At 59.2% G+C, this 18496-nt stretch carries 24 protein-coding genes; 5 read left to right on the plus strand and 19 right to left on the minus strand.

All coding sequences use genetic code 11. From position 1 onward, the window contains the following. Positions 1–14: 14 nt before the first annotated feature. From EBS11_RS09575 to EBS11_RS09605, 7 genes are all read right to left on the minus strand, one after another. The gene (locus tag EBS11_RS09575; protein WP_290602306.1) at positions 15–1013 is read right to left on the minus strand and encodes a hypothetical protein; all 999 of its coding nucleotides are present in this window, start codon (positions 1011–1013) and stop codon (positions 15–17) included. 8 nt (positions 1014–1021) lie between these two features. Then, positions 1022–2110: a hypothetical protein gene (locus tag EBS11_RS09580; protein ID WP_290602307.1), complete on the minus strand. Its 1089-nt coding sequence runs from the start codon at positions 2108–2110 to the stop codon at positions 1022–1024. After that, complete coding sequence (locus EBS11_RS09585; RefSeq protein ID WP_290602308.1) at positions 2111–3475, minus strand: DUF4055 domain-containing protein; 1365 nt, start codon at positions 3473–3475, stop codon at positions 2111–2113. It abuts the gene before it with no gap. Positions 3476–3489: 14 nt separating this feature from the next. Then, positions 3490–4776, minus strand: coding sequence for a terminase family protein (locus EBS11_RS09590; protein WP_290602309.1), 1287 nt, complete (start codon positions 4774–4776; stop codon positions 3490–3492). Further along, the gene (locus tag EBS11_RS09595; protein WP_290602310.1) at positions 4757–5218 is read right to left on the minus strand and encodes a DUF2280 domain-containing protein; all 462 of its coding nucleotides are present in this window, start codon (positions 5216–5218) and stop codon (positions 4757–4759) included. Before EBS11_RS09595 ends, EBS11_RS09590 begins: the two co-directional genes overlap by 20 nt. 30 nt (positions 5219–5248) lie before the next feature. Continuing rightward, a complete protein-coding gene (locus tag EBS11_RS09600) occupies positions 5249–5803 on the minus strand; it encodes a putative metallopeptidase (protein ID WP_290602442.1) in 555 nt (184 codons plus the stop codon). Between the two features lie 182 nt (positions 5804–5985). Then, positions 5986–6423, minus strand: coding sequence for a hypothetical protein (locus EBS11_RS09605; RefSeq protein ID WP_290602312.1), 438 nt, complete (start codon positions 6421–6423; stop codon positions 5986–5988). Between the two features lie 34 nt (positions 6424–6457). Between EBS11_RS09605 and EBS11_RS09610 the strand changes: the two genes are divergently transcribed. After that, positions 6458–6742, plus strand: a complete 285-nt coding sequence (locus EBS11_RS09610) for a hypothetical protein (protein ID WP_290602313.1) — start codon at positions 6458–6460, stop codon at positions 6740–6742. On the opposite strand, the gene EBS11_RS09615 is transcribed toward EBS11_RS09610, so the two are convergent. Both EBS11_RS09615 and EBS11_RS09620 read right to left on the minus strand, forming a co-directional pair. Next, positions 6735–7046, minus strand: a complete 312-nt coding sequence (locus EBS11_RS09615) for a hypothetical protein (protein WP_290602315.1) — start codon at positions 7044–7046, stop codon at positions 6735–6737. The genes EBS11_RS09610 and EBS11_RS09615 overlap by 8 nt on opposite strands. 9 nt (positions 7047–7055) lie before the next feature. Beyond that, complete coding sequence (locus EBS11_RS09620; RefSeq protein ID WP_290602316.1) at positions 7056–7202, minus strand: hypothetical protein; 147 nt, start codon at positions 7200–7202, stop codon at positions 7056–7058. A gap of 141 nt (positions 7203–7343) precedes the next feature. On the opposite strand from EBS11_RS09620, the gene EBS11_RS09625 reads away from it, so the two are divergent. Continuing rightward, a complete protein-coding gene (locus EBS11_RS09625; protein WP_290602318.1) occupies positions 7344–7718 on the plus strand; it encodes a hypothetical protein in 375 nt (124 codons plus the stop codon). A 45-nt stretch (positions 7719–7763) separates the two neighbouring features. Here the strand turns inward: EBS11_RS09625 and EBS11_RS09630 are convergent, their stop codons facing one another. After that, complete coding sequence (locus tag EBS11_RS09630; protein ID WP_290602319.1) at positions 7764–7940, minus strand: hypothetical protein; 177 nt, start codon at positions 7938–7940, stop codon at positions 7764–7766. A 306-nt stretch (positions 7941–8246) separates the two neighbouring features. Between EBS11_RS09630 and EBS11_RS09635 the strand changes: the two genes are divergently transcribed. Further along, positions 8247–9269 (plus strand): hypothetical protein, encoded by a 1023-nt coding sequence (locus tag EBS11_RS09635; RefSeq protein ID WP_290602320.1) that lies wholly within the window; start codon positions 8247–8249, stop codon positions 9267–9269. On the opposite strand, the gene EBS11_RS09640 is transcribed toward EBS11_RS09635, so the two are convergent. From EBS11_RS09640 to EBS11_RS09675, 8 genes are all read right to left on the minus strand, one after another. Continuing rightward, positions 9266–9790 (minus strand): hypothetical protein, encoded by a 525-nt coding sequence (locus tag EBS11_RS09640; RefSeq protein WP_290602321.1) that lies wholly within the window; start codon positions 9788–9790, stop codon positions 9266–9268. The two genes, EBS11_RS09635 and EBS11_RS09640, sit on opposite strands and share 4 nt — an antisense overlap. A gap of 77 nt (positions 9791–9867) precedes the next feature. Then, entirely contained in the window at positions 9868–10293 is a 426-nt protein-coding gene (locus EBS11_RS09645) for a hypothetical protein (protein ID WP_290602323.1), read from the minus strand. Then, positions 10293–10640 carry a DUF1064 domain-containing protein gene (locus tag EBS11_RS09650; protein WP_290602324.1) on the minus strand — a complete coding sequence of 116 codons (348 nt, stop codon included), beginning with the start codon at positions 10638–10640 and terminating at the stop codon, positions 10293–10295. Before EBS11_RS09650 ends, EBS11_RS09645 begins: the two co-directional genes overlap by 1 nt. Continuing rightward, a complete protein-coding gene (locus EBS11_RS09655) occupies positions 10637–10969 on the minus strand; it encodes a hypothetical protein (protein WP_290602325.1) in 333 nt (110 codons plus the stop codon). Before EBS11_RS09655 ends, EBS11_RS09650 begins: the two co-directional genes overlap by 4 nt. 36 nt (positions 10970–11005) lie before the next feature. Beyond that, the gene (locus EBS11_RS09660) at positions 11006–11821 is read right to left on the minus strand and encodes a hypothetical protein (protein WP_290602327.1); all 816 of its coding nucleotides are present in this window, start codon (positions 11819–11821) and stop codon (positions 11006–11008) included. Next, a complete protein-coding gene (locus EBS11_RS09665) occupies positions 11818–12690 on the minus strand; it encodes a hypothetical protein (RefSeq protein WP_290602328.1) in 873 nt (290 codons plus the stop codon). The genes EBS11_RS09660 and EBS11_RS09665 overlap by 4 nt, the downstream gene beginning before the upstream one ends. A 426-nt stretch (positions 12691–13116) precedes the next feature. Next, positions 13117–15744 (minus strand): DNA methyltransferase, encoded by a 2628-nt coding sequence (locus EBS11_RS09670; protein ID WP_290602329.1) that lies wholly within the window; start codon positions 15742–15744, stop codon positions 13117–13119. Next, positions 15741–16163, minus strand: a complete 423-nt coding sequence (locus tag EBS11_RS09675; protein WP_290602331.1) for a nuclease domain-containing protein — start codon at positions 16161–16163, stop codon at positions 15741–15743. The genes EBS11_RS09670 and EBS11_RS09675 overlap by 4 nt, the downstream gene beginning before the upstream one ends. 122 nt (positions 16164–16285) lie before the next feature. Here EBS11_RS09675 and EBS11_RS09680 point away from each other — a divergent pair, with 122 nt between their 5' ends. Further along, the gene (locus tag EBS11_RS09680; RefSeq protein WP_290602332.1) at positions 16286–16942 is read left to right on the plus strand and encodes a hypothetical protein; all 657 of its coding nucleotides are present in this window, start codon (positions 16286–16288) and stop codon (positions 16940–16942) included. Between the two features lie 8 nt (positions 16943–16950). On the opposite strand, the gene EBS11_RS09685 is transcribed toward EBS11_RS09680, so the two are convergent. Then, the gene (locus EBS11_RS09685; RefSeq protein WP_290602334.1) at positions 16951–18180 is read right to left on the minus strand and encodes a phosphoadenosine phosphosulfate reductase family protein; all 1230 of its coding nucleotides are present in this window, start codon (positions 18178–18180) and stop codon (positions 16951–16953) included. A gap of 32 nt (positions 18181–18212) precedes the next feature. Here EBS11_RS09685 and EBS11_RS09690 point away from each other — a divergent pair, with 32 nt between their 5' ends. Then, the gene (locus tag EBS11_RS09690) at positions 18213–18488 is read left to right on the plus strand and encodes a hypothetical protein (RefSeq protein ID WP_290602336.1); all 276 of its coding nucleotides are present in this window, start codon (positions 18213–18215) and stop codon (positions 18486–18488) included. The last annotated feature ends 8 nt before the right edge of the window (positions 18489–18496 follow it).

Genomic DNA, 18496 nt, shown 5'->3' on the forward strand with positions numbered 1-18496 from the left:
ATATTTGCTTGTGCTTACTTTGTAGTCAGCGGCTCAAGCTTTGCGCTGATACTGAGCCATTCAGGGAATAGGAATCCCAAAGTGCTTTTCACGCGGAACAACGCGCCCTGAATTCGCACAATACACTCACCCGCCTCAATCTGTTTGCGCGCCCATGTTACTTCGTCAATATCGCCCTTAACGTCAAATTGAAGACTACCATTTCCGAGCTGTACTTTAGATAGCGCCGGGATACCGCCATTCAAACGCATGCGCAACGATAAAAATTCGACATCACCGGCAACTTTTGGCAACTCCTGTTGTTCGTCCGCTGCACGATTTGAAACGCGCGTCGGGCTACTGACCTGCCCGCGAGAGGCGCGCGATATCTGCTCGTTTAACTCACGCCAGGCCTCGGCAGGCATATTGCCCTCCGTTATATACGAGTTTTGATAAGAGTTTGTGCGGAATGTCTTACTATATTTATCGATCACTTCGCTGGAACGCCATAGCTTCTCAGCACGTATGATAATCAACACTGCCCCACGATTCACAGCTGCTTCCGCCAAGGCAATCTGACCTTTTCGACTTGGTAAGTTCAGTCTCTCGTCGTACTCCGTACTCGCCCAAGGATTAATTTGAAGCGCTGCAACGTTAGACGCAATAGTTCGCTCTCCATGTATTTCACAGAGCTTTCGTAATCGTGGCCGCCACCAATCACGCATGCCAGAAGGGGCACTTGGATGCATTCCGGCAAGTGGCCAGCCGTCGACCTTAAAATGGTGATCGTCGACAGATGAATTTTTATCAAAGCTTGGATTTGCCAAAAGCAAAACTACTGGGCTGCTATGGATATTGCCCTCGAATGGACTTGGCCCCATGTTGGTTTGCAAAACATGATGCGCCTTAGCCTTTAGGTTATACCGCTCAACTGCAGCCATATCCTGCTCAATAATCTGCTCAATCAATTTTCGACTCGTTTGTAATAGATCAATTTCGCCAGTCTTTACAGCCAAATTGATGATTAAAAACATATCTTAACTTATCGAGCATACTTCGCCTGCAATTCCTCCAAGGTCAACTTGCGCCCCTTGAGATTCATCAGGTCGTTCAGCGTGATCTTGCCAGCCTCATACATCTCGGCGCGACCCGGCCCCAAATACTCAGCCCGCCAGGCCTTGTCCTTGCTGGCCAGGAAATCTTTGAAGTTCATCTTGCTGCTGACCGCGCCGCCGTCGCTCGGCCGCGTGCTCTCGCCCGGCTCGTCCAGTTCGATGCCCAGATCCTTGAATGTCTTGGTTCGCGTGCTGAGCACGCATCTGCAACTGAAATGGATGGTGCCCGGTCCACCCGCCCACTCGTGGGTATGGTTGATCGGTTCCTGATCGTCCAGCGAGTACTCGTGCAGGTCGCGCATCGCGCATAACAGGCAGGTATGCGAATCCAGCGTGGCCAGCCAGACCAGGCACTCGATCAGGTCTGCATTCTCCTGGAATGAGGCCAGCCGCGCCGCGTTGGCCACGGCCTGCACCGAACTGTGCACCAGCGCGCGCGCATTCGCTTCGGACGTCTTCAAGATGCCGGGCATGACCTCCGTATCACCGCCGGCGGCCTTGGCATTGGTACCGACAACGCGCGCAACGATCGTTGATGTCGTTTCACCCTGTGCCGCGCCGAGCCGGACCTGGCTGGCGAAGCGGAATTGCGTGTCGAGTGCCTGGCGCTTCCACCAGTTGGCTGACGACGCGCCCTTGATCAGGGTGTCGCCGACCAGCTTTTCGAGATAGGTGGCCGGCGGCAACTTGGCGCCCAACTCGATCTTGAGCCCCTGCGTCAGCACCTTGGCCGTGTAGTCCGCCTCGATGCGGGTCATGCCCAATAGGTTGCGCATGGCTTCCGCTTCCATGCCGCTGTAATGCGAGGAAATCACCGCATTCGATTCGCGCAGCAGCGCGGCCAGCCGCTGTTTCCCATAACTCGACACCTCCCCCTCGCCCAGCTTGGCAGCCAGCTCCTTCGACATGGCGCCCATCAGCGCAACGATCTTGCCCTGCACATCCGCCGAGAATCGCAGCAGGTTCAGCGAGTGCACGAGGAACATCTCGGCAATCCACTCTTCGAGCGCGCCCATTTATGCCCCCGCCAAGTCGGGCGGAGCCGACTGAATGCGCTCCTGTTCCGTTTCCCAGTCCAGATCCGGAGAAAGGATGCCGCGGCGCTGCAGCTCGTTGAAGTACGTCTCGCCCGAGATTTTCCCGCCAGCGGCGCTCTTGAACAGCAGCTCTGCACTGGCCTCGGCGAGCGATGCGGCGCCGAAGTCTTTGAAAATGGTGATGTGACCGCCTTCGGCCTCCCCCACCCATTCAGCCATGAACTGCAGGGCCTGGTCGCCAGCGTCCTCGACGTTGCCCGCGATCTTCTGCAGCGCGCATGCGCCCTGCTCGTTGTCCGCCAGGGTCTGCGATTCGGTCACGTTGCCCGGCTTGATCACCAGCAGCTCGGCGCCAGCCTGGCGCATGCGGTCTTCCAGGTCGAGGATGGATAGGCGACCGGCCTCAATGGCCTTTCCGCCGTGTTCCACGAATTTCAGGTCACCATCGGGCGAATCCGACTTTACTGCCGTCCCGGCGCCGACCGAGATGCCGCCCTCGCCCAGCATCTTGGAGAACAGGATCGGCACGCGCGCGACGTGCAAGATGTTCTGCTGGTCGCTCTTGCTCTGCCAGTGCTCGATGTTGCTGTGCGCCAGCTCGAGCAGCGGCGGCGTGGCCTGCATATAACCCAGGCGTTTGCCGTAGACGGGCACGAAGGGAATTGTCCCCAGCGTAGTGACACCTTCCTCGTGCAGCGCCCATTCTTTCTTGCTGCCAGTCTCACGCTGGCGCCAGGTCTGCCAGGTGCCACGCCCTAGGACACGAACCTGCTCGATTTCCTTGGTGTCGAAGTCGCCATTCGGCTCGGACACGCTTTCCAACAGTCGCAACTGGGTCAGCCCGTTCAGGCTGGTCGCATTCTTCGGCAGCCAGCCCAGGACGTTCTGCACGTGCACTTGGACGAAGTACGGGCGCACACCGGCGGCCTGCTCGTCGGCCTTCGTGACCAGATTGCCCGCCTTGGGAAAGTCGACCAGGATGCCAGCGAAGCCGTAGCCCATCGCCTCTTGGGTGATTTCCGAGAGGAAGCTATGCAGGTCGCGGCCGGACAGGTCGACATTTTGCAGCCAGGGCTTGAGCCGCTCCGGCACGTCCTCTCCTAGCGTCACCGGCTTGCTGAACGGCTTGGCCGACAGCACGTCGATGGTGCGGGCGTATGCCGGAAACAGCGTGGCCACGGCCAATCGCAGATCGTAGCTTCCGGTGTCCTCACCCGGCCACTGCGGCAAATACTTCTTGCCGGCCGCCCGCATGGTCTTCGTGCCACCCAGCAGCGCGGCAATCAACGCGCAGTCCTCGTTCAGCTTGGCCGCTTCGGCTGATTGTGTGCGTACATCGGTCATGGAAATCCTTGTTGTTACATGCGCAGCGGCGCGGTGGTCGTCGTGCTCTTCACGATCGGATAGCGTTTCACAAGGAAGTAGCCGTTCGCGTCATTCGGGTGATCATGGCCAGATTTCTTGTCTGGCTGGCCGTCGGCGCCCCACACCTGCTGCTCCAGCGCCTCGGTCGTCGTCGGGCATTGATCGGTGTTGATCTTCCAGCGGCGCTCGCCCTGGGCATTCAGGATCATCGCGTTATAGGCGTTGACCCTGTCCTTGACCGCAGGGTTTGAGTGGTTCACTTCGAGCAGAAAGCCCGCCTGGCGCAAAATGGACAGGTCGGACTCGCTGGCGTTCTTGCTGCTGGTGTTCTGGCCGGATGCATCCGGGAAAATCTTCACCTGGTGCCCCTTGTCCTTGAAGTCTTCCTTCAAGAGCTTGGCCATGGCTGGCGTATCACGCACTTGCACGCGCTCAGCCAGTGTGCGCGGTAGGCCGTCGCGCACCACGTTGACACAGGCGGTCATGTTCTGGACGTTGAAGTCCAGGCCCACCATCAGCGGCTCGCCCGGCAAGATGATCTCGTTCGTGTGGTTCAGCGCGCGGTCGAAGTCGGCATACACGCTGCCGCTGGTCAGGTTGGTGAACTTGCCGCGCAGGTAAGCATCGATCAACGCCGGCGGATAGCTGGCCATCAGCGACGGGATATAGTCGTCTGGAAGGTTCAGCTCGTTGTCGAAGGTGCTGGCCTGGATCAGGCCGTACAGGCTGGCCAGCTCAGGCTTGTCCCGGATGGCCTTCACGAACTGCTGATAGACGAACTTGAAGCCCTCGGGCGTCGTCGTCACGTCGATGCCGTTCATCAGGCCCGGCACCTTGTAGCGCATGCGGGCGATGATCTTGCGCCAGGCCATCTGCGCCTTTTTCAGCGGCATCACGTCCAGCTCATCGATCAGCGCGTGGCCGATCTTGAAGCCAACGATGGTTTCCGGCTTCTCCATCGAGCGGCAGATGACCGTGCCACGGTACCTGCGGCCCTCGTACACCTCGACCTCGTGGTCGCCCTGCTTCACCTTGATGCGCAGGCCCATCGCATAGGCCACCTCCTCCATCGTCGGATAGAAGATGTCGCGGATCTGCGGATAGGTCGGCGCGAAGTAGCCCTGGTTGATGCCTGGCCATTGCCAAAAGTGGGCGCAGATGCCCGCGCAGCCCACAAACGTCTTGCCCGAACCGAACCCGGCCACGTAAGCCTTGAACTTGTGCGGCAGCTGCAGGAAGCTCGCTTGCGGGACGTTCAGGTCAAACTGGATTGTCGTCATGGCGCTTGGCGTCTTTCACGCCGAAGGAAATGGCGACAGGTGTGGGCGCCTGGTCGGCCTGCTCGGCCTTGCCCTTGTTCACATAAATGTCGCCCACTTCCTTGGCGGCCTGCTCGTAGAGGCTGGCCACCAGAGATAAGTTGCGCATGTTTTCGGCCTTCTGCGCCAGCCTGGCCAGGCCGCGTAGGCGGAATGCCTTGCTGGCGATCGGGATTTCCTCGGCCTTGGCACGGAAGCTCGCCCGCGTTTCTTCGAAGATCGTTCGCCATTTCTGGCTCAGGTTGCGACCGACGTATGTGTTTGGATCGTAGAGCGACACCTGTTGGCGCGGCACATCGAGGCCAAATTCTTCCTTTACTGCCAGCGAAACCTGCGTCGGCGAGTCGAAACAGGCCAGCGCGGTGACGATGTACAGCTTCACCTCGTCCTTGAGTGCGGCCATGTTTTAGTTTCCTGTAAAGCAACGTAAAGCCTACGCGGCCTTCAGCAGACACGTTCCGCACGCCCTCGCTATGTTGATTTTCGCCACTTCTGGCGGTGTCTTTGCTGCGTCAATCATGCGCTGCACGTCCTCGCTTGCGCCGTAGCGCCGGACCACGCCGATGAACTCCTCGACGTCATGGCCGCGCATGCACAGCTTCGGCAGCCCGTACTTGTTGAAGGCCGGCGCGCCGAATTCATCCTGCTCCTGGGCGATGTGGTAAAGCTCGTGCTCGAGCAGCGCGCAGAACTCAGCGTCACTGCAGGTAAGGCAATACGATGCGTCCAGAGTAATGAGGAAGTCCGGCACCGCGCCGAACCAGTCGGCCATCTGCTGTTGCTGGCGGCCTTTCTGCCACGGCCCACAGCGGAATGTGACTTCCTCGCACTGTCCCAGCACCGTGCGACCGGCCTTCACAAAGCCCATCGGCGCCCACAGGAACTGCACGTCGGCATATTCCAAGTGCGCGTGGTCTTCGTTGTACAGCGTGCCGCCTTCGGTGAGGATGGTTGCGCGCGCCCACTTGAGCACCTCGGGCGCGGGCATGTAACGGTTGTTCAGCGGGTCGACAAATTCAGCAGGTGGCAACGGGCGCGCTGAGGTGGGCGCAGCGGAATTTCGGCTTTTCTTCATTCCGACCTACTAGATGTAGTGTTTGACGGCAACTCTAGCGGTCTCAGCCCGGCAATTTTTGACACTTTTGCTCGCGACCTACTAAATGTAGTGTCTCACGCGCCTTCGATGCTTAAATTGACCGGTGGCATGCTCGCGCCCAGCACCCACAGTGCGATAGAGCCGCCGGAATTCAGCACGGCCAGTTCCTCGACGCTCGGGCGCCAGTACGACACCACAGCAGGCAGATCGCCAACTTGCGTGCGCGTGATCGGCAATGCGCCACACGGCAACTCGGCCTGGTCCCAGCCTGCAGGTGCGCCGAGCACACCGTTGTTCGATGCGTGTTGTATTTTCTGCATTTCGGCTTTCGATATGTCACCGCCCGCCCCCAGCAGGCGCCGCGATGCATCGCGGCTGGAGTCCTCTGGATCTTTGCTACGTCGGTGAGCTGCGCCCGTTTTTGTAAGCCCTGCCACTGGAGCGCGCTGGCAGCCGCAAAATAAGCTAAAAATAAATAGTTTCGTACCACGAACTGCAAGGTAAGATTTCATTTATCAATTAATCAATGCCCATTTGGAGGAAATCATGCCTGGAATTGAAGATATTAAATTAGCACTTGCGCTCTTGGTCAATGACCTCGCAGAGAAGGCGCCCAATGCTGTGCAGGATGTTGGCCTCTTGCTGGCATCAATTGCGGGACGCTCGGAAAGTGAACTCTGGGACAAAGCCGGAGACCAGCTTTTCGAAAAAGCAAAATCAGCGAAATACAAGGATGAAACAAGTTATTACGTATTTTTTGCATGTGTCTTTCGCGGCGGCGCAGTTGACCTTGCCCAGGCTGAGCGAGCAAAAGAGCAGGCCGCTATCTAGCCTTATGACATAACCGGGCGTGCTTCATCATGGCTTGGTGCGCAGCCTCGGTGCGCTCGCGCATCCAGGCATCAAAGCCGTCGTCAGCGTGGCATTGAGCGATAAATACCGACACGCTCCCGTGCGCGGTCTCAGCCAGCGCATCGCCGGTTGCCTCGCTGATGAGAATGCGCCCGGTTCGATCCGTCGCGTAGACGGTGACCTCGCCTCGCTCCTCATCGGCCATCGTGCACATGGTGATCGGCGCGCCGTTGAAAAATACTGTAGCCCGGTATGCGTCCGGGTCGCCTACTGTGATACGCATGGAGACTCCTTATGCGGTGAATGCGTGCCGCGCCGGCTTGGCCATGGCCCACAACCAGGGCCAGGCCAGCAGCACGAGTGCGACGATGGCGCCGCCGATCAGCGCGCCCATCAGAATCAAGGTGATGATCATCTGGCGGAAGTCGATATCGAACATGTGGCACCTCAAATAGAAAAGCCGCCAGCGCAGTAATGCGGTCGGCGGCGAAACCCGGCGTGCCGGGCAAGGAGAATTGGAGCGGGATGTTGGACTTATTGCGATATAATTAAATTATTACTTAAATAACCAAATACAACGATGACACAAGAAGAAATGAATAACCTGCTACTCGAAAATGTAGCTTTGATCTCGGGTGTTGTGGCGTCTTTAGGCGAGACGATTAACGAGCAGGCGCAGTCGATAGCCGCGCTTGAAACGAGACTGGACGCACGTAGCGCATTGCCTGATCTGTTTTCTCTAGCTCTTTTTAATCAGTTGTCATCGACTTTCCCTGAGTTGCCAGACGAGTTGCTGCGCGTCCTGCGAAACTTTTCCGAACAGCCGGAAATCAGTCCCGAGTGGAAAGAAACGGCAAATGCCCTCATCAACATCGTTGGCGCCAACACGAATAGCGGTGAACCAGACCAATCGGCGCGAAACCTTACGCTAGTGTATAGCAGCGAGAAAACGTAATCTTTAGCGACATGGATCTAGAACACTATGTTGGCGCTGTCACAATTAGTCGCGCTCCGAATCCAGCATGCGCTGGAACTGGCGCACCACGTCAACGTCGAGTTTGTCGATGATCTCTTGCTGTGTAGGCGATTCGGCTGGCGCCGCGTCTGCAACAATGGCGGCCATTTCCTGCTGTGTGCGGCGCCAGCGGAAGCGGCTGAGAGACTCGGTAGTGGACATGATCGCCTCGTAACGTGGCGCCAGAAAACAAAAAAGCCCGCATCGCTTGCGCGCCGGGCCTAATGATTTTTCTCCCTTGCTAACTGCGAAGTGAGCCGTGCAAAAACTCGCTCGAACAGACCCAGCAACGGGTGGGGTATTCGGCGAATCCCTGCTATCGGTGCCGCCGAAGCGATCATTACGAGTGCAGGAAGTGTATTCATGTAAGCATACTGTATTTTCGACTGTCTTACAAACAAAAAACAAAATTACAAGAAATAATTTCTGCGAGGTAAAATATATTTTTATAACTTTTTGGGGTAATTGATGGCAGAGATAACATTCATTGAGCAAAATGCTCCCGTGGATGAATATGGGCGCGCCCTTTATGCTGTTTCCCGTTCAATACTTAGAGCCCATATAGACTCTCTGTCCGATGAGGATTTACGTGACATCAATACCCCCCTCGACCGAGTAAATATGCGGCAATTATCAAAGATTGCACGGCTCGAACGCGACAAAGGCATGCGAGGCGATGGTTTCGAATGGGCTGTTCACGAGGCGATCTTAGGTAAGGAACCCAGCGTCATAAATCCAATTTCACAAGCAATGCGTCGGGCTTCAAAATATCTGAAAGATGATGTGCCCACCTCCCTGTTATTTGGACAAGAGCGTGCGAAGTATCTTGGATTTCTCGACGCGGTTGTTGACGAAGCTGGAGCCGACTCTTTTTTGCTTCCGCATGGGAACGGCCGCCCGTTTAACTTCGGCCCCTGGGTATCAGTTGCAGCGCAAGGTCACACTGCTGAGCACTTGCTCAACGAACGTATTAAAAAAATTTGGAAAACGGATCTCTTTCTATCTACGCTTGACGGCCGAAAACATCTTGCAGCTACCGTAAAATCAAATGTGCTCCAACTTGAGGGCGGTAAAGGCTTGCGCATTGGCATTGTCCCGGAATCAGCCCACTTCGCAAACAAATCTGGGGTTATACATGACGCAAATACTGGCTTATGGGTAGTGTCATTAGCTGATCCAAACGGATTTATGGGTCTTTTCAACGATGCGTACAATGCTGTTGCGCGTGCAATCTGCACTTTGGGAAAACATGAGAAACCGCCCTACTTCACGAAGCCTAGCGCGAAGGCAGAGCGACTCCAACTGCAGCTCGAAAAGTACCCAGATGCAACGGCACTTGAGGTTGAGGATGCGTTAAACGATGCGGCGCAACAGGACCTTGTCACCAACACCCAAAAGCTCTTAAGTGTAAATGCCCCTGACTGGCTACACATAAAAAAAATGGCACCAAAAATTATTTCGCCAAAACCGAAATTTATTAAGTTAGACTAAAAATCAGCGAGCCGCCGGGATGCACGCGCACTATGCGATTGAACCAATCCCTCCAATTCGCTGACCATGTCTAGTGCCTTCTCGCGCTCGAAACCACCGCCACCGATCTCGCCACGACCGCTCCCCTTGCACGACTGGCAGATCATTCGGTTTGCAGTCCCTGTGCCATTGCATGTGTTGCACTTGCCGTCCAGCCAGTACGCCAGTGAGCGCTCCGCTACGCGTCGATACAACGCTTGGGCAGCCTGCGCATCCCATGCGGCCCGCTCATTCACCCATTTACGTTCACGGCCCTTTTGCACAACACGGGCTGTCCAGATACGCAGCAATTGCGCCAAATTTCCCGAATTACCCTCGAAGAGTTTGTTGATCGTGCCATCCGCGTACTTAACGCGGCAAAGCAGCGACCCGAGATCGCCGGCCATCGCTGCTGCCGCGATCGCATCCAAGTCGTGATGAAACGCATCATCCCTGAGATTTGACGATTGCAACGATGCTACAAATTTATCCGCGAAACCCATGAATTCCCTTTCATTCCGTAAGTCAACGTTAACACCCTTTTTTGCCCTGCACCAGCCCTGCCACTCCTCGGGGCTGCTCACACACGCAGCACGCCGGTCCGATTGAATTCGCGCACCGCTGCTAGGCCAGCGCGCGCAATTGCTACGTTCGGTACGCCGCGCAGGAAGACCATAGTCTTACCGACGCCATAGCGCAGCACGCGCATTTCGTCGCCGTTGACGCCGAAGGTACCCGTACGCTGGGCCCGCGCCTGGATCTCGGCAATCGCCTCGACCATGGCCTGGGCGACCGGCAGGATGGCATGGCCAGCTGGCGCAATGCGGCGCGCCATATCGGCGTTGCTCAGTAGGTCGTAGACGTGTTGCTCCTGGAAGTGGCCCTTGCCCACGGCCTCGCTGGCCTGGAAGCCAGGCATTTCGAAAGCGATGTCCTTGCGCAGGCCTGCCGGCAGCACGGCCGGCTTCTGCACGTACCGCTTGCGCGGCTTCTTGTTCGCAGCCATCAGAATTCCTCCACTTTCCATCCGCCGCCCAGCTTCTTCGGCAGCGCCTGCACGGCGATGAAGCGCAGCGGGTACATGTCGGCCGCGATCTTGATCTTCGCGCGTGCGTCTTCTTGCCAGTGCCCTTTCACTTCGTGCGCCTCCAGCGCGCCGTCGGCCAGCTGCACGGCAAAGTCCGGCGTGTAAAAAGTGTTATCGGCCAGGCGGAATTTCAGGCCTTCGAACTTGTACCAGGCCACCTCGCCGGCAGCCTTGCGCAGCTCCAGCGTCCTGGCGTACGCCGCCTCCGTCTGGTTCATGGCGCCGACCTTGAGGCGGCCCAGGGCCTGCAAGCCACGGGCCATCATTGCGCTTTCTCCAAGCGATGCGTGACCGCCTTGACGATTGCGGCGCGCGCCGCAGCATCCCTGTCCTGATAGCAACGGTACCGCGCCAGAAAACCGCTGGCATCGACGCACGTCGACGCGGGCGTCAGGCGGATCTCGAATCGCGCGAGCAGCGGCCCGGCCGCCGCCCAGTCGCCCAGCCAGTCCGGTGCCAGCGCCTGGCCGCGACTTGCGGCGGCGCCGGCCGGCGGCGTGCCGACCAGGGCGCCGCCCACCTCGACAATCCTGGTCCAGCCCAGCAGCTCGGCCAGGCGTTTGTTTGCTGCGATTTCGTTTTCTTGATTTTTCATTTGAAGCCTTTTAAGCCGTTTTTTCTGATGGGTACGTCACTTCGTAGCAGCCATGGCCCTTGCGCAGTGCGGCGGTGCCTCTGGCAAATCCTGAGCGGCATTTGCGCTTGCCGGGCCGGGTGCATTTCTTCCGCCAGCCAGGTAAAGCTGCACGCGCTCGGCGGTCGACCGTTTGAATTCTTCGTCCGCCAGGCGCTGCCGCTCGACACGCTCCAAGCGCGCCGCTTCCTTTGCGGCCGCGCCGTCGGAAATCAATTTCTTGATCGCAGCGAGTTGCGCGCGAGCGGCATCGTCCGGCGTCTGGTCCTGCTTGCCCTGCAGCAGGCCCGCCACGGCCGGTGCCGGCAGCAGCCCTGCCCTCACCGCACTACTCAGCACCTCGACGTGCCGGGTCTTGTCCCAGCCCACCGAGGCCACCCACTCCGCAGGGCGACGACCCAGGCGCGCCGCCGCGACGATGCGCTCGTATGCCTCCAGGAACGGCTTGCGCGCGCTGATGGCGCCACTGGAGTCGAGCACTGGCCGGCAGATGCGGAAGGCCTCAGCAATCTCGGCCGTCCAGACCACGCTGGCCATTTCGTCCTGGCTGGTCAGCGCGATAGCCCATGCCTCCTCCGCGCCCGGGCGGCCGTCCATGAGCTTGCAGCGCTTGGCGATGCCGGCCGGCACCGGCGCAAATTCGCCGTTCTCGTCGCGATAGGCCTGCAAGGCGACTGCCACCGTGGGCAGCGGGTACGGTTCAAGATTGGCCAGCCAGGCGCGCGCCATCGCGGCCTCCGGCAATGGCTTGCCGTAGGCAGCCAAGGTCTCGGCCAGCAGCTGCATGAAGCGCGGCGTGTCGACGGCGTTCATGCCGGCACCATGTCGATGATGTCGCCAGCTGGCGCGGAGGCGCCCATCAACTCGCGCATGACCCGCTCATTCGTCTGCTCGATAGTCTCGTTGCCTGCGTTGGCGCGGGCCTGGCCAGCATCGTTGCGGATGAAGCGGTCGATGTGGTCGGCATCGCGCAGGATCAGGCCCAGGCCGTTGTACTTCGTTCTAGCATCGTTCTGGCCCATGTTGTGAGGCGTCTTCGAGCAGCCACGGATGGCTTTGCAGATGTCGGCCGGCGAGTAACCCCTCAGCGCCTTGACGATCAGCCGCTTGCGCTTGTCGTCCAGAACTGACTTGGGCGAGTCCATGACTTTTTGCCAGAACGCGAAGATCGTCGTCACGGGGTCGAGCTGGGTTTGCTCGACAAGAGTCTCCTTCCCTTCCTGTTCCCCTTCCCTTCCTTTCCCTTCCTTTCCCTTCCCTTCCACTTGAGCATGCTTAAGGGGCGTGACTGTCGCGTCATCCACGCGTGCCGCACGCGTCGAAGTCATTGATATATATAAGGATTCGTCCGGTGCTGGCAATTCCGAGTCAGATTCACGATTATTTATGACTTGGTGCTTGGAAAACGTCGGAATGAAGCCGAAAAACTCGCCTTCGACCTCATATTTCACTACAAATCCACGCGTCATCAACGCGTCAAGCACGCGTGAAAAATCAATTTCGTCGTATGGAAGAATATCGAGCTTGAGCGCGCGCGGGCGCCATTTAAAGCGCCCTTCCTTGTCGCAGCAGGTGAAAAGGCCCATGAATGCGGTGCGGATTGGAAGCCCGGACTGCTGCTCAAGGTCAAACAGGTCTTCATGCTTAAACAGCTCCGGTTTTACAGTGCGAATGCGGCCCATCAGCGAGCCTCCTGCGCATGCGCCGCGCCGAACAAGGCAGCGACTAGCGGCTCACCCTCGGGTTTGAGCTTTCGCGCCTGGCTACGGGCCTTGTGACGGTCACACAGTTCGGTGTCGTCCCTGAGGCGCAGAACATGAGTGGTGGTACAGGCCACAATGCGGCGCATGCTCACGGGGGGTGTCGGTATCATGGCCTTTCTCCTATTGTTTTAGCGGCGCCAACGGCGCGCAGGCAAGTCAAAGATGCCAGAAAATGAGGGGCGTCACGGGCGCCTGTCGTTGACCTCACAATGTCGCGAGCAGCCACAGCAATGGGAGGTGCTGTCAAAACAAGCTTGTTACGCGACGTTGACATCCCAGAAGAAATTGAGCGAGATTTCGGGTCAGGCATCGAGCCCAGCACGGCTTCCCGGAAATTTGCGCGCGTCACTTCGCATTCTCCTCGTCCATCAGTTCCATATCGAACAACGTAGGCATGCTGACTTCGCGCTCCATCGCTTGGCAGTAGTGCACCTGGTCAGCGAAATATGCCGGGTTCAGCTCGCTGCCGCGGCCGTGGCGGCCCAGTTTCATGGCGCGCACGGGCACGGTGCCCAGGCCGCAGAACGGGTCGTAGATCACCTCGCCCGGGTTGCTGTAGCGGCCAATCAGGCGATCAACAATATCGATCTGGAAGGGGCAAACGTGCTTTTCGACCGCGCGCGCCGACTGCTCACCGTTCAAGGTGCGCATGCGCACGATGTCGTGCCACACGGCCGGGTCGGCGCTGCCCGGCGCCAGGCTGAGGTAATCGGCTGGCAGCGCCTTGCCGGCCAGCAGCGCCTCGCCCACCTCGACGTGGTATTCGTAGTTGTAGACGTTCTCCAGCGACATACTGGTGAACAGCTTTGCCAGCTTGCCAGGGCCGAAGCTGGCCAGCTCGGCCGCGCCCAGCAGGCGATCGCCGCTGGAGCGCCAGAAGGCATGCGCGTCGACCTGCCAGCGCGCCACGCTGTAACCGGTACCGGGAATCGGCGCGGCCTTGCGATCAAACGGGATCCGGTCGCCGGCATCGTCCAGACACATCGGCTTGGCCTTGGTCACGGGCGTATCGGCATAGCCGCGCGAGCGATCCGTCTGCGGCTTGTGGAACAACAGAATGTATTCCGGAGAGCCGACGCCCATCTTCGTGCCGTCCTTGCACACCTCGGAATAGCCCAGGCGGTAGGTCTGGTTGTTCTCGCGCACCACATCGGTCACGACGGTGATCATGCCCATGTAGTCGAAGCCGTGCTTGATACCGTGGAACAGCGCCTCGGCGTGGAACGGGCTGACCGTTGGGATGCCCGCGCCGGTCACGTTGCCGAAGTTGATGCGGTCCTTGACGTGGCAGGCATAGATGCGGCCCGGCTGCAGGATGCGCAGCAGCTCCGGTGTCAGGAAATCCATCTGCGCCCAGAAGTGGTCGTTGTCCTGGGTATGGCCGAAGTCGTTGTAGCTGGGCGTGTATTCGTAATGGTTGGCGAACGGGACGCTGGTGATGATCATGCCCACCGAGTTGTTCGCCTGCTGCATGGCTTCGAGCACGCAGTCGTTATTGGCCACCGAAAAGCGCTCACCGGCCACCGCGGCGCGCTCGACGCCGATGGTGCGCGCCAGGGAATCCTGCATCGACAGCTGGTCCAGGCCATAGGCGCGGATGATCTGGCCCATCTTGGCCTGCATTTCGTCGTGGCGGCGCCATTTCTCCATGAGGTCGGCCAGCACCTTGCGCTCGACCTCCGTGTGGATGATGTCGATGCGCACGGCGCGCTGCTGCTGGAAGCGCTGCACGCGGTGAACGGCCTGGATAAAATCGTTGAACTTGAAGCCAATGCCCGCGAAAATCTCCCGATGGCAATGCACCTGGAAGTTGCAGCCGCTGCCGGCGATGATTGGCTTGGTCGACAGATCCTTGATCTTGCCGTCGCTGAAATCGGCGATGCGCTGCTCGCGCTGGTCCAGGTCCTGCGTGCCCCACACGCTGACCACGCCGGGCACGGACGCCTGGATGGCGTGGCGCTCGTCCTCCAGGTCGTGCCAGATCAGGAAATGATCCTCAGGATCCTCGGCCATGATCTCGACCACCTTGGCGACGCGCGCGGCCATGCTGTCGCGCTTCTCGCCGGCGGCGGCCGACAGGCCCATGGCCACGTTCGGGATCAGCAGGCCTTGACCGTTCTTCTCGGCGCCGGCCGTGTCGTAGTTGCTCGGTACCTCGTGGAAGCGCACGTCGAGCGCCGGCAGGTCGTATCCTTCGTCCGAATGGCCCAGGTCGCTCGGGCGCTGGATGAAGACAGCCCAGCTGGCCACCCACAGCCAGAATTCCTGCTCCTTGTGCGGGTACAGCGTCAGGTTGCCGGCCTTCTCGCTGTCGCGCTGGAAGAAGCGCGTCAGGGCCTGGCCGGTGTCCATCACACCCAGGAAGCCGGCATAGTGGATCAATTCCTTGAAACGGTTCGGCGACGGCGTGGCCGTGTAGACGAATTTGAACTCGACTTGCTCGAACAGCGGCAGGAACTCCTGATAGGTCTTGCTGCCATAGCTGCGCAGCACACTGGCCTCGTCCAGGCCGACGGCGCGGAACTTGCGTACATCGATCTTGCCCTCGCGCACGGATTCGTAATTGGTCAAGTAGACGACATCCTGGCCGTCGATCTCGGCGTCCGTGCGGATAAAGCGCACCTTCACTTCGAATTCGCCGGTAAAGCGCTTCGCGGCCTCGCGGATGAACTCCTGGCGCACGCCCAGGGGCAGTACGATCAGGCGCAGGCCTGGCCGGTGGATGCCGATCTGGCGCATCACTTCCAAGTTGGTGCTGGTCTTGTGCAGGCCGAACGAGGCGAAGATGGCGCGCTGGCCGCCGGCCAGGGCCCAGCGCACGATGTCGCGGGTGTGTGGCTTCAAGCCAGGATGGATATCGGCCAGCGGCACGTCGAAGCCCTTGCGCTGGGCCAGCTTGATCTTGGCGCGCAGGAATTCGCTGTACGCGGCTTCTTTCAGGTGTTTTTGCTCTTGCGGGCTAAAGGCGCTCATGGGTGTTCCAATGTAGGTTGAATGGCGACAGGCGCTGCATCGAGCAGGCCCGCCGACCGTAAGATTTCGTGTGTGCGGTCGACGGCGGTGCGAAACGCGACCTCCAGGCCTGCCTGCGACAGATCGGCCGGGCGCGGGCGCCTGCCGTCTAGCACGTCGTGGCAGGCGCTGCAGCCGAACGCGGCGGCCGTGTCTGGCGCTTTCAGGCCCATGCCCTTCCCGTCCGCCAGGAAATTGCTGTGGCAAAGCACGGTGGTGTCAGGGTCAAAGTTGCAGACGGCCAGGCGCAGCGTGCAGTCCTGGCCGCGCGCGGCGCGCCGGATTGGCGTCGAGCGCGGGCCTTTGGTCTTCAAGCCGGCCTTGCGCTTCGACGCCGTGCGCTGGTGCGACTGCACGGAGAGCATGCCGGTGCTGGGCATGGGAGATGTGCGCTTGAATGGCGTGCAAGCCAAGGGCTTGCCGGGCTTCATAGGTGATCGTTTCATTTCCCGCCACCGACTTTTACCATGTTACGATTACGCCAATAACAAATTGGACCAAAATGAAGACTTGGCAAACATGTTGCTGCATCGCAATCGCGAGTTTTGGGGTTGGGTACATTGCAGCGAATCTCAATTGGGCACACAGTAACGCTCCTGCTTGGGTTCAAGCAGTCGGTTCTATAGTTGCTATTTTCATCGCCGTCTGGGTTCCTTGGCATCAGCATCGCCTGGCTATCCAAAATGCTGAACATATTGCCGCCAATGAAATGCGTGCCTTGCTTGGGCTCTTGGAAATCGAACTCCTGATGAATTTGGAGGCAATACAAAAAAATGCCGGGCCAATCCTCGAGGCGAACCAGCAGAACGGAGCTTTCTTGAACGAATATCCAGTGCCTGCAAACCCTGTCGAGATCTTTAGCGCTCTTCTCCCCAAAATAGGTGCTGTCCAACCCGCTGAGTTGCGCGCTCAAATCGTCCGCGCATCGCATGCATGTAGCGGGCTTGCAATGAATTTCTCTTGTAACAATCGACTCGCAATTGCTTGGAATCAATTGAATGTGCAGGCGCGTCGTACGCAAAATACCGAGGACGTTCGTGCAGAAGCGGATGCGCGGCAAGAACTGGAGTCGTATGGTCCGTCGCTGAGGAGTCAATGGCTGCTTACCAAGGAAGAGATTGGCAAGACCTTGTTGCAGCTCAATGCCGCGCTGAGATAGTTGTCGCTTCATATGTCGCCCTCAGCGAATAACCGCGGCTGTACGGCGCCATTAGCGTAGACGGTGTCCATAATGGTCGTGGCGATCGGCTCGTCACCGTCCCATCCATGCGGCCACGTCTGCAGCGCGATGAGCTCACGGATGCGCGCTTCCTCCTCGGCATTGATCAGGTCGATCTCCGGCCGGCCGGTGGCGCGCGCCACCGCGTTGACCGTGGCCTGGATAGTCAGGATGCGATCCAAGCCCATCAGTCGCGCTTCGAACGTCAGCGGCCCCATGCGCTGCGGGTTTGCTGCTACTGCACCGGACTTGAGGATCTCGCGCCCCGCTTTGCGCAGGCGGTGCTGCGGCTCGCGCAGTTCGCGCCACAGCGGCTTGATGCCTTTGAGTGGCGCCAGGTAGGCCCATTGCGGGTTCAGCAGGATGGTATCGAGCGCCTTGTCTTCGGCCGCCAGCGGGCAACCGATGCAGCCGGTGCGTGCATTGACCTCTTCGGCCTCGTCGCCGCCGTAGGCGTCGGCAATGATGGCCGTGCTCCAGTCGCCGAACTCGGCCTGTGGCGCCCAGTGGCGCAGCCATTCCCACACATGGCAGACGCGCCAGTGCAGCAGCGGCGCCAGCGTGGACAGACGGCCGCGCAGCCCTTTGGCGTTCGGCAGCACCTGCTGATACCAGCCTTGCCCGCACTCGGCACCGTCTTTGCTGCAGCTCATTTCGATGCGGCGGTCGCGGATGGCGCTTTCGCCCTGGCGCACGCCGGTGATCATCAGGATCTGGCCGTCGAGTTCATCCAGACGGTCGCGTAGTGCCTGCTCCATCGGGTCGATCTTGATCTGGCGCGTGCACCAGCGCAGCGTGTTGTTGTTCGGCGGCGGCACGCCCCGGCCAAGGATGTAGACCATGAAGCGCTTGTCCATCGGCGCCGTGACGACCTCGACGCGAATGCCGCGCTCTTCCAGCTCGTCCATGATCTGGCGCGCCGCGATGGCCAGCGGCGGCAGCTCTTGGCGCGTGTCGGCGTAAAACACCGTCAGCGACTTCGGGTGCGCGATCTTGCCGGTGTCGAGCAGGTTGGTGATCAATGTCAGCGTTGCGCTGCTGTCCTTGCCCCCCGACCAAGCAATGCCCCAGTGCTCATGCGTGGCGCCATAGGCCAACAGGGACTGGATAGTCAGATCGATGGAATCAGTCATTTGCAGGCGTGTGGTGCCTGTCGAAAAAATATCAATTTGGTTCATGCTAATATCCCATTTTTGCATGGGAGAATCACATGATTCCGGCAATGAAAGCCTACTATGAAGGCTGGGAAATCTGCACCGCTTGCTGGGATGAGCTTGTGGATGCCCACCACGACTCCCTGACGCAATACTGCGCCAGTGGATACGCCATTCTTGTCCAGCCCAAGACATACGCTGGCGGATGGCTCAGCAAAGTGCGGCAAACCGTCCCGGCCAATAAAGACATGCTTTTCAGCGACTTCAACGTTGCGCATGTCACGATTGCGGCTGTGCTGCGAAGTCAAATTGACGCCTTGAAGGTTCGTTAGGTCAATGA

This window comes from Janthinobacterium sp. (assembly GCF_009923995.1).
Lineage (GTDB): Bacteria > Pseudomonadota > Gammaproteobacteria > Burkholderiales > Burkholderiaceae_D > Janthinobacterium.

Bases quoted from the DNA above. Each gene is read 5' to 3' on its own strand.
- EBS11_RS09680 (WP_290602332.1), top strand. From the start codon at position 16,286: ATGAAGACTTGGCAAACATGTTGCTGCATCGCAATCGCGAGTTTTGGG.
- EBS11_RS09620 (WP_290602316.1), bottom strand. From the start codon at position 7,202: ATGTTCGATATCGACTTCCGCCAGATGATCATCACCTTGATTCTGATG.
- EBS11_RS09615 (WP_290602315.1), bottom strand. From the start codon at position 7,046: ATGCGTATCACAGTAGGCGACCCGGACGCATACCGGGCTACAGTATTT.
- EBS11_RS09640 (WP_290602321.1), bottom strand. From the start codon at position 9,790: ATGGGTTTCGCGGATAAATTTGTAGCATCGTTGCAATCGTCAAATCTC.
- EBS11_RS09585 (WP_290602308.1), bottom strand. From the start codon at position 3,475: ATGACCGATGTACGCACACAATCAGCCGAAGCGGCCAAGCTGAACGAG.
- EBS11_RS09645 (WP_290602323.1), bottom strand. From the start codon at position 10,293: ATGGCTGCGAACAAGAAGCCGCGCAAGCGGTACGTGCAGAAGCCGGCC.
- EBS11_RS09660 (WP_290602327.1), bottom strand. From the start codon at position 11,821: ATGAACGCCGTCGACACGCCGCGCTTCATGCAGCTGCTGGCCGAGACC.
- EBS11_RS09600 (WP_290602442.1), bottom strand. From the start codon at position 5,803: ATGCCCGCGCCCGAGGTGCTCAAGTGGGCGCGCGCAACCATCCTCACC.
- EBS11_RS09685 (WP_290602334.1), bottom strand. From the start codon at position 18,180: ATGAACCAAATTGATATTTTTTCGACAGGCACCACACGCCTGCAAATG.
- EBS11_RS09590 (WP_290602309.1), bottom strand. From the start codon at position 4,776: ATGACGACAATCCAGTTTGACCTGAACGTCCCGCAAGCGAGCTTCCTG.
- EBS11_RS09630 (WP_290602319.1), bottom strand. From the start codon at position 7,940: ATGTCCACTACCGAGTCTCTCAGCCGCTTCCGCTGGCGCCGCACACAG.
- EBS11_RS09625 (WP_290602318.1), top strand. From the start codon at position 7,344: ATGACACAAGAAGAAATGAATAACCTGCTACTCGAAAATGTAGCTTTG.
- EBS11_RS09595 (WP_290602310.1), bottom strand. From the start codon at position 5,218: ATGGCCGCACTCAAGGACGAGGTGAAGCTGTACATCGTCACCGCGCTG.
- EBS11_RS09580 (WP_290602307.1), bottom strand. From the start codon at position 2,110: ATGGGCGCGCTCGAAGAGTGGATTGCCGAGATGTTCCTCGTGCACTCG.
- EBS11_RS09635 (WP_290602320.1), top strand. From the start codon at position 8,247: ATGGCAGAGATAACATTCATTGAGCAAAATGCTCCCGTGGATGAATAT.
- EBS11_RS09655 (WP_290602325.1), bottom strand. From the start codon at position 10,969: ATGAAAAATCAAGAAAACGAAATCGCAGCAAACAAACGCCTGGCCGAG.
- EBS11_RS09575 (WP_290602306.1), bottom strand. From the start codon at position 1,013: ATGTTTTTAATCATCAATTTGGCTGTAAAGACTGGCGAAATTGATCTA.
- EBS11_RS09650 (WP_290602324.1), bottom strand. From the start codon at position 10,640: ATGATGGCCCGTGGCTTGCAGGCCCTGGGCCGCCTCAAGGTCGGCGCC.
- EBS11_RS09675 (WP_290602331.1), bottom strand. From the start codon at position 16,163: ATGCCCAGCACCGGCATGCTCTCCGTGCAGTCGCACCAGCGCACGGCG.
- EBS11_RS09690 (WP_290602336.1), top strand. From the start codon at position 18,213: ATGATTCCGGCAATGAAAGCCTACTATGAAGGCTGGGAAATCTGCACC.
- EBS11_RS09665 (WP_290602328.1), bottom strand. From the start codon at position 12,690: ATGGGCCGCATTCGCACTGTAAAACCGGAGCTGTTTAAGCATGAAGAC.
- EBS11_RS09605 (WP_290602312.1), bottom strand. From the start codon at position 6,423: ATGAAATCTTACCTTGCAGTTCGTGGTACGAAACTATTTATTTTTAGC.
- EBS11_RS09670 (WP_290602329.1), bottom strand. From the start codon at position 15,744: ATGAGCGCCTTTAGCCCGCAAGAGCAAAAACACCTGAAAGAAGCCGCG.
- EBS11_RS09610 (WP_290602313.1), top strand. From the start codon at position 6,458: ATGCCTGGAATTGAAGATATTAAATTAGCACTTGCGCTCTTGGTCAAT.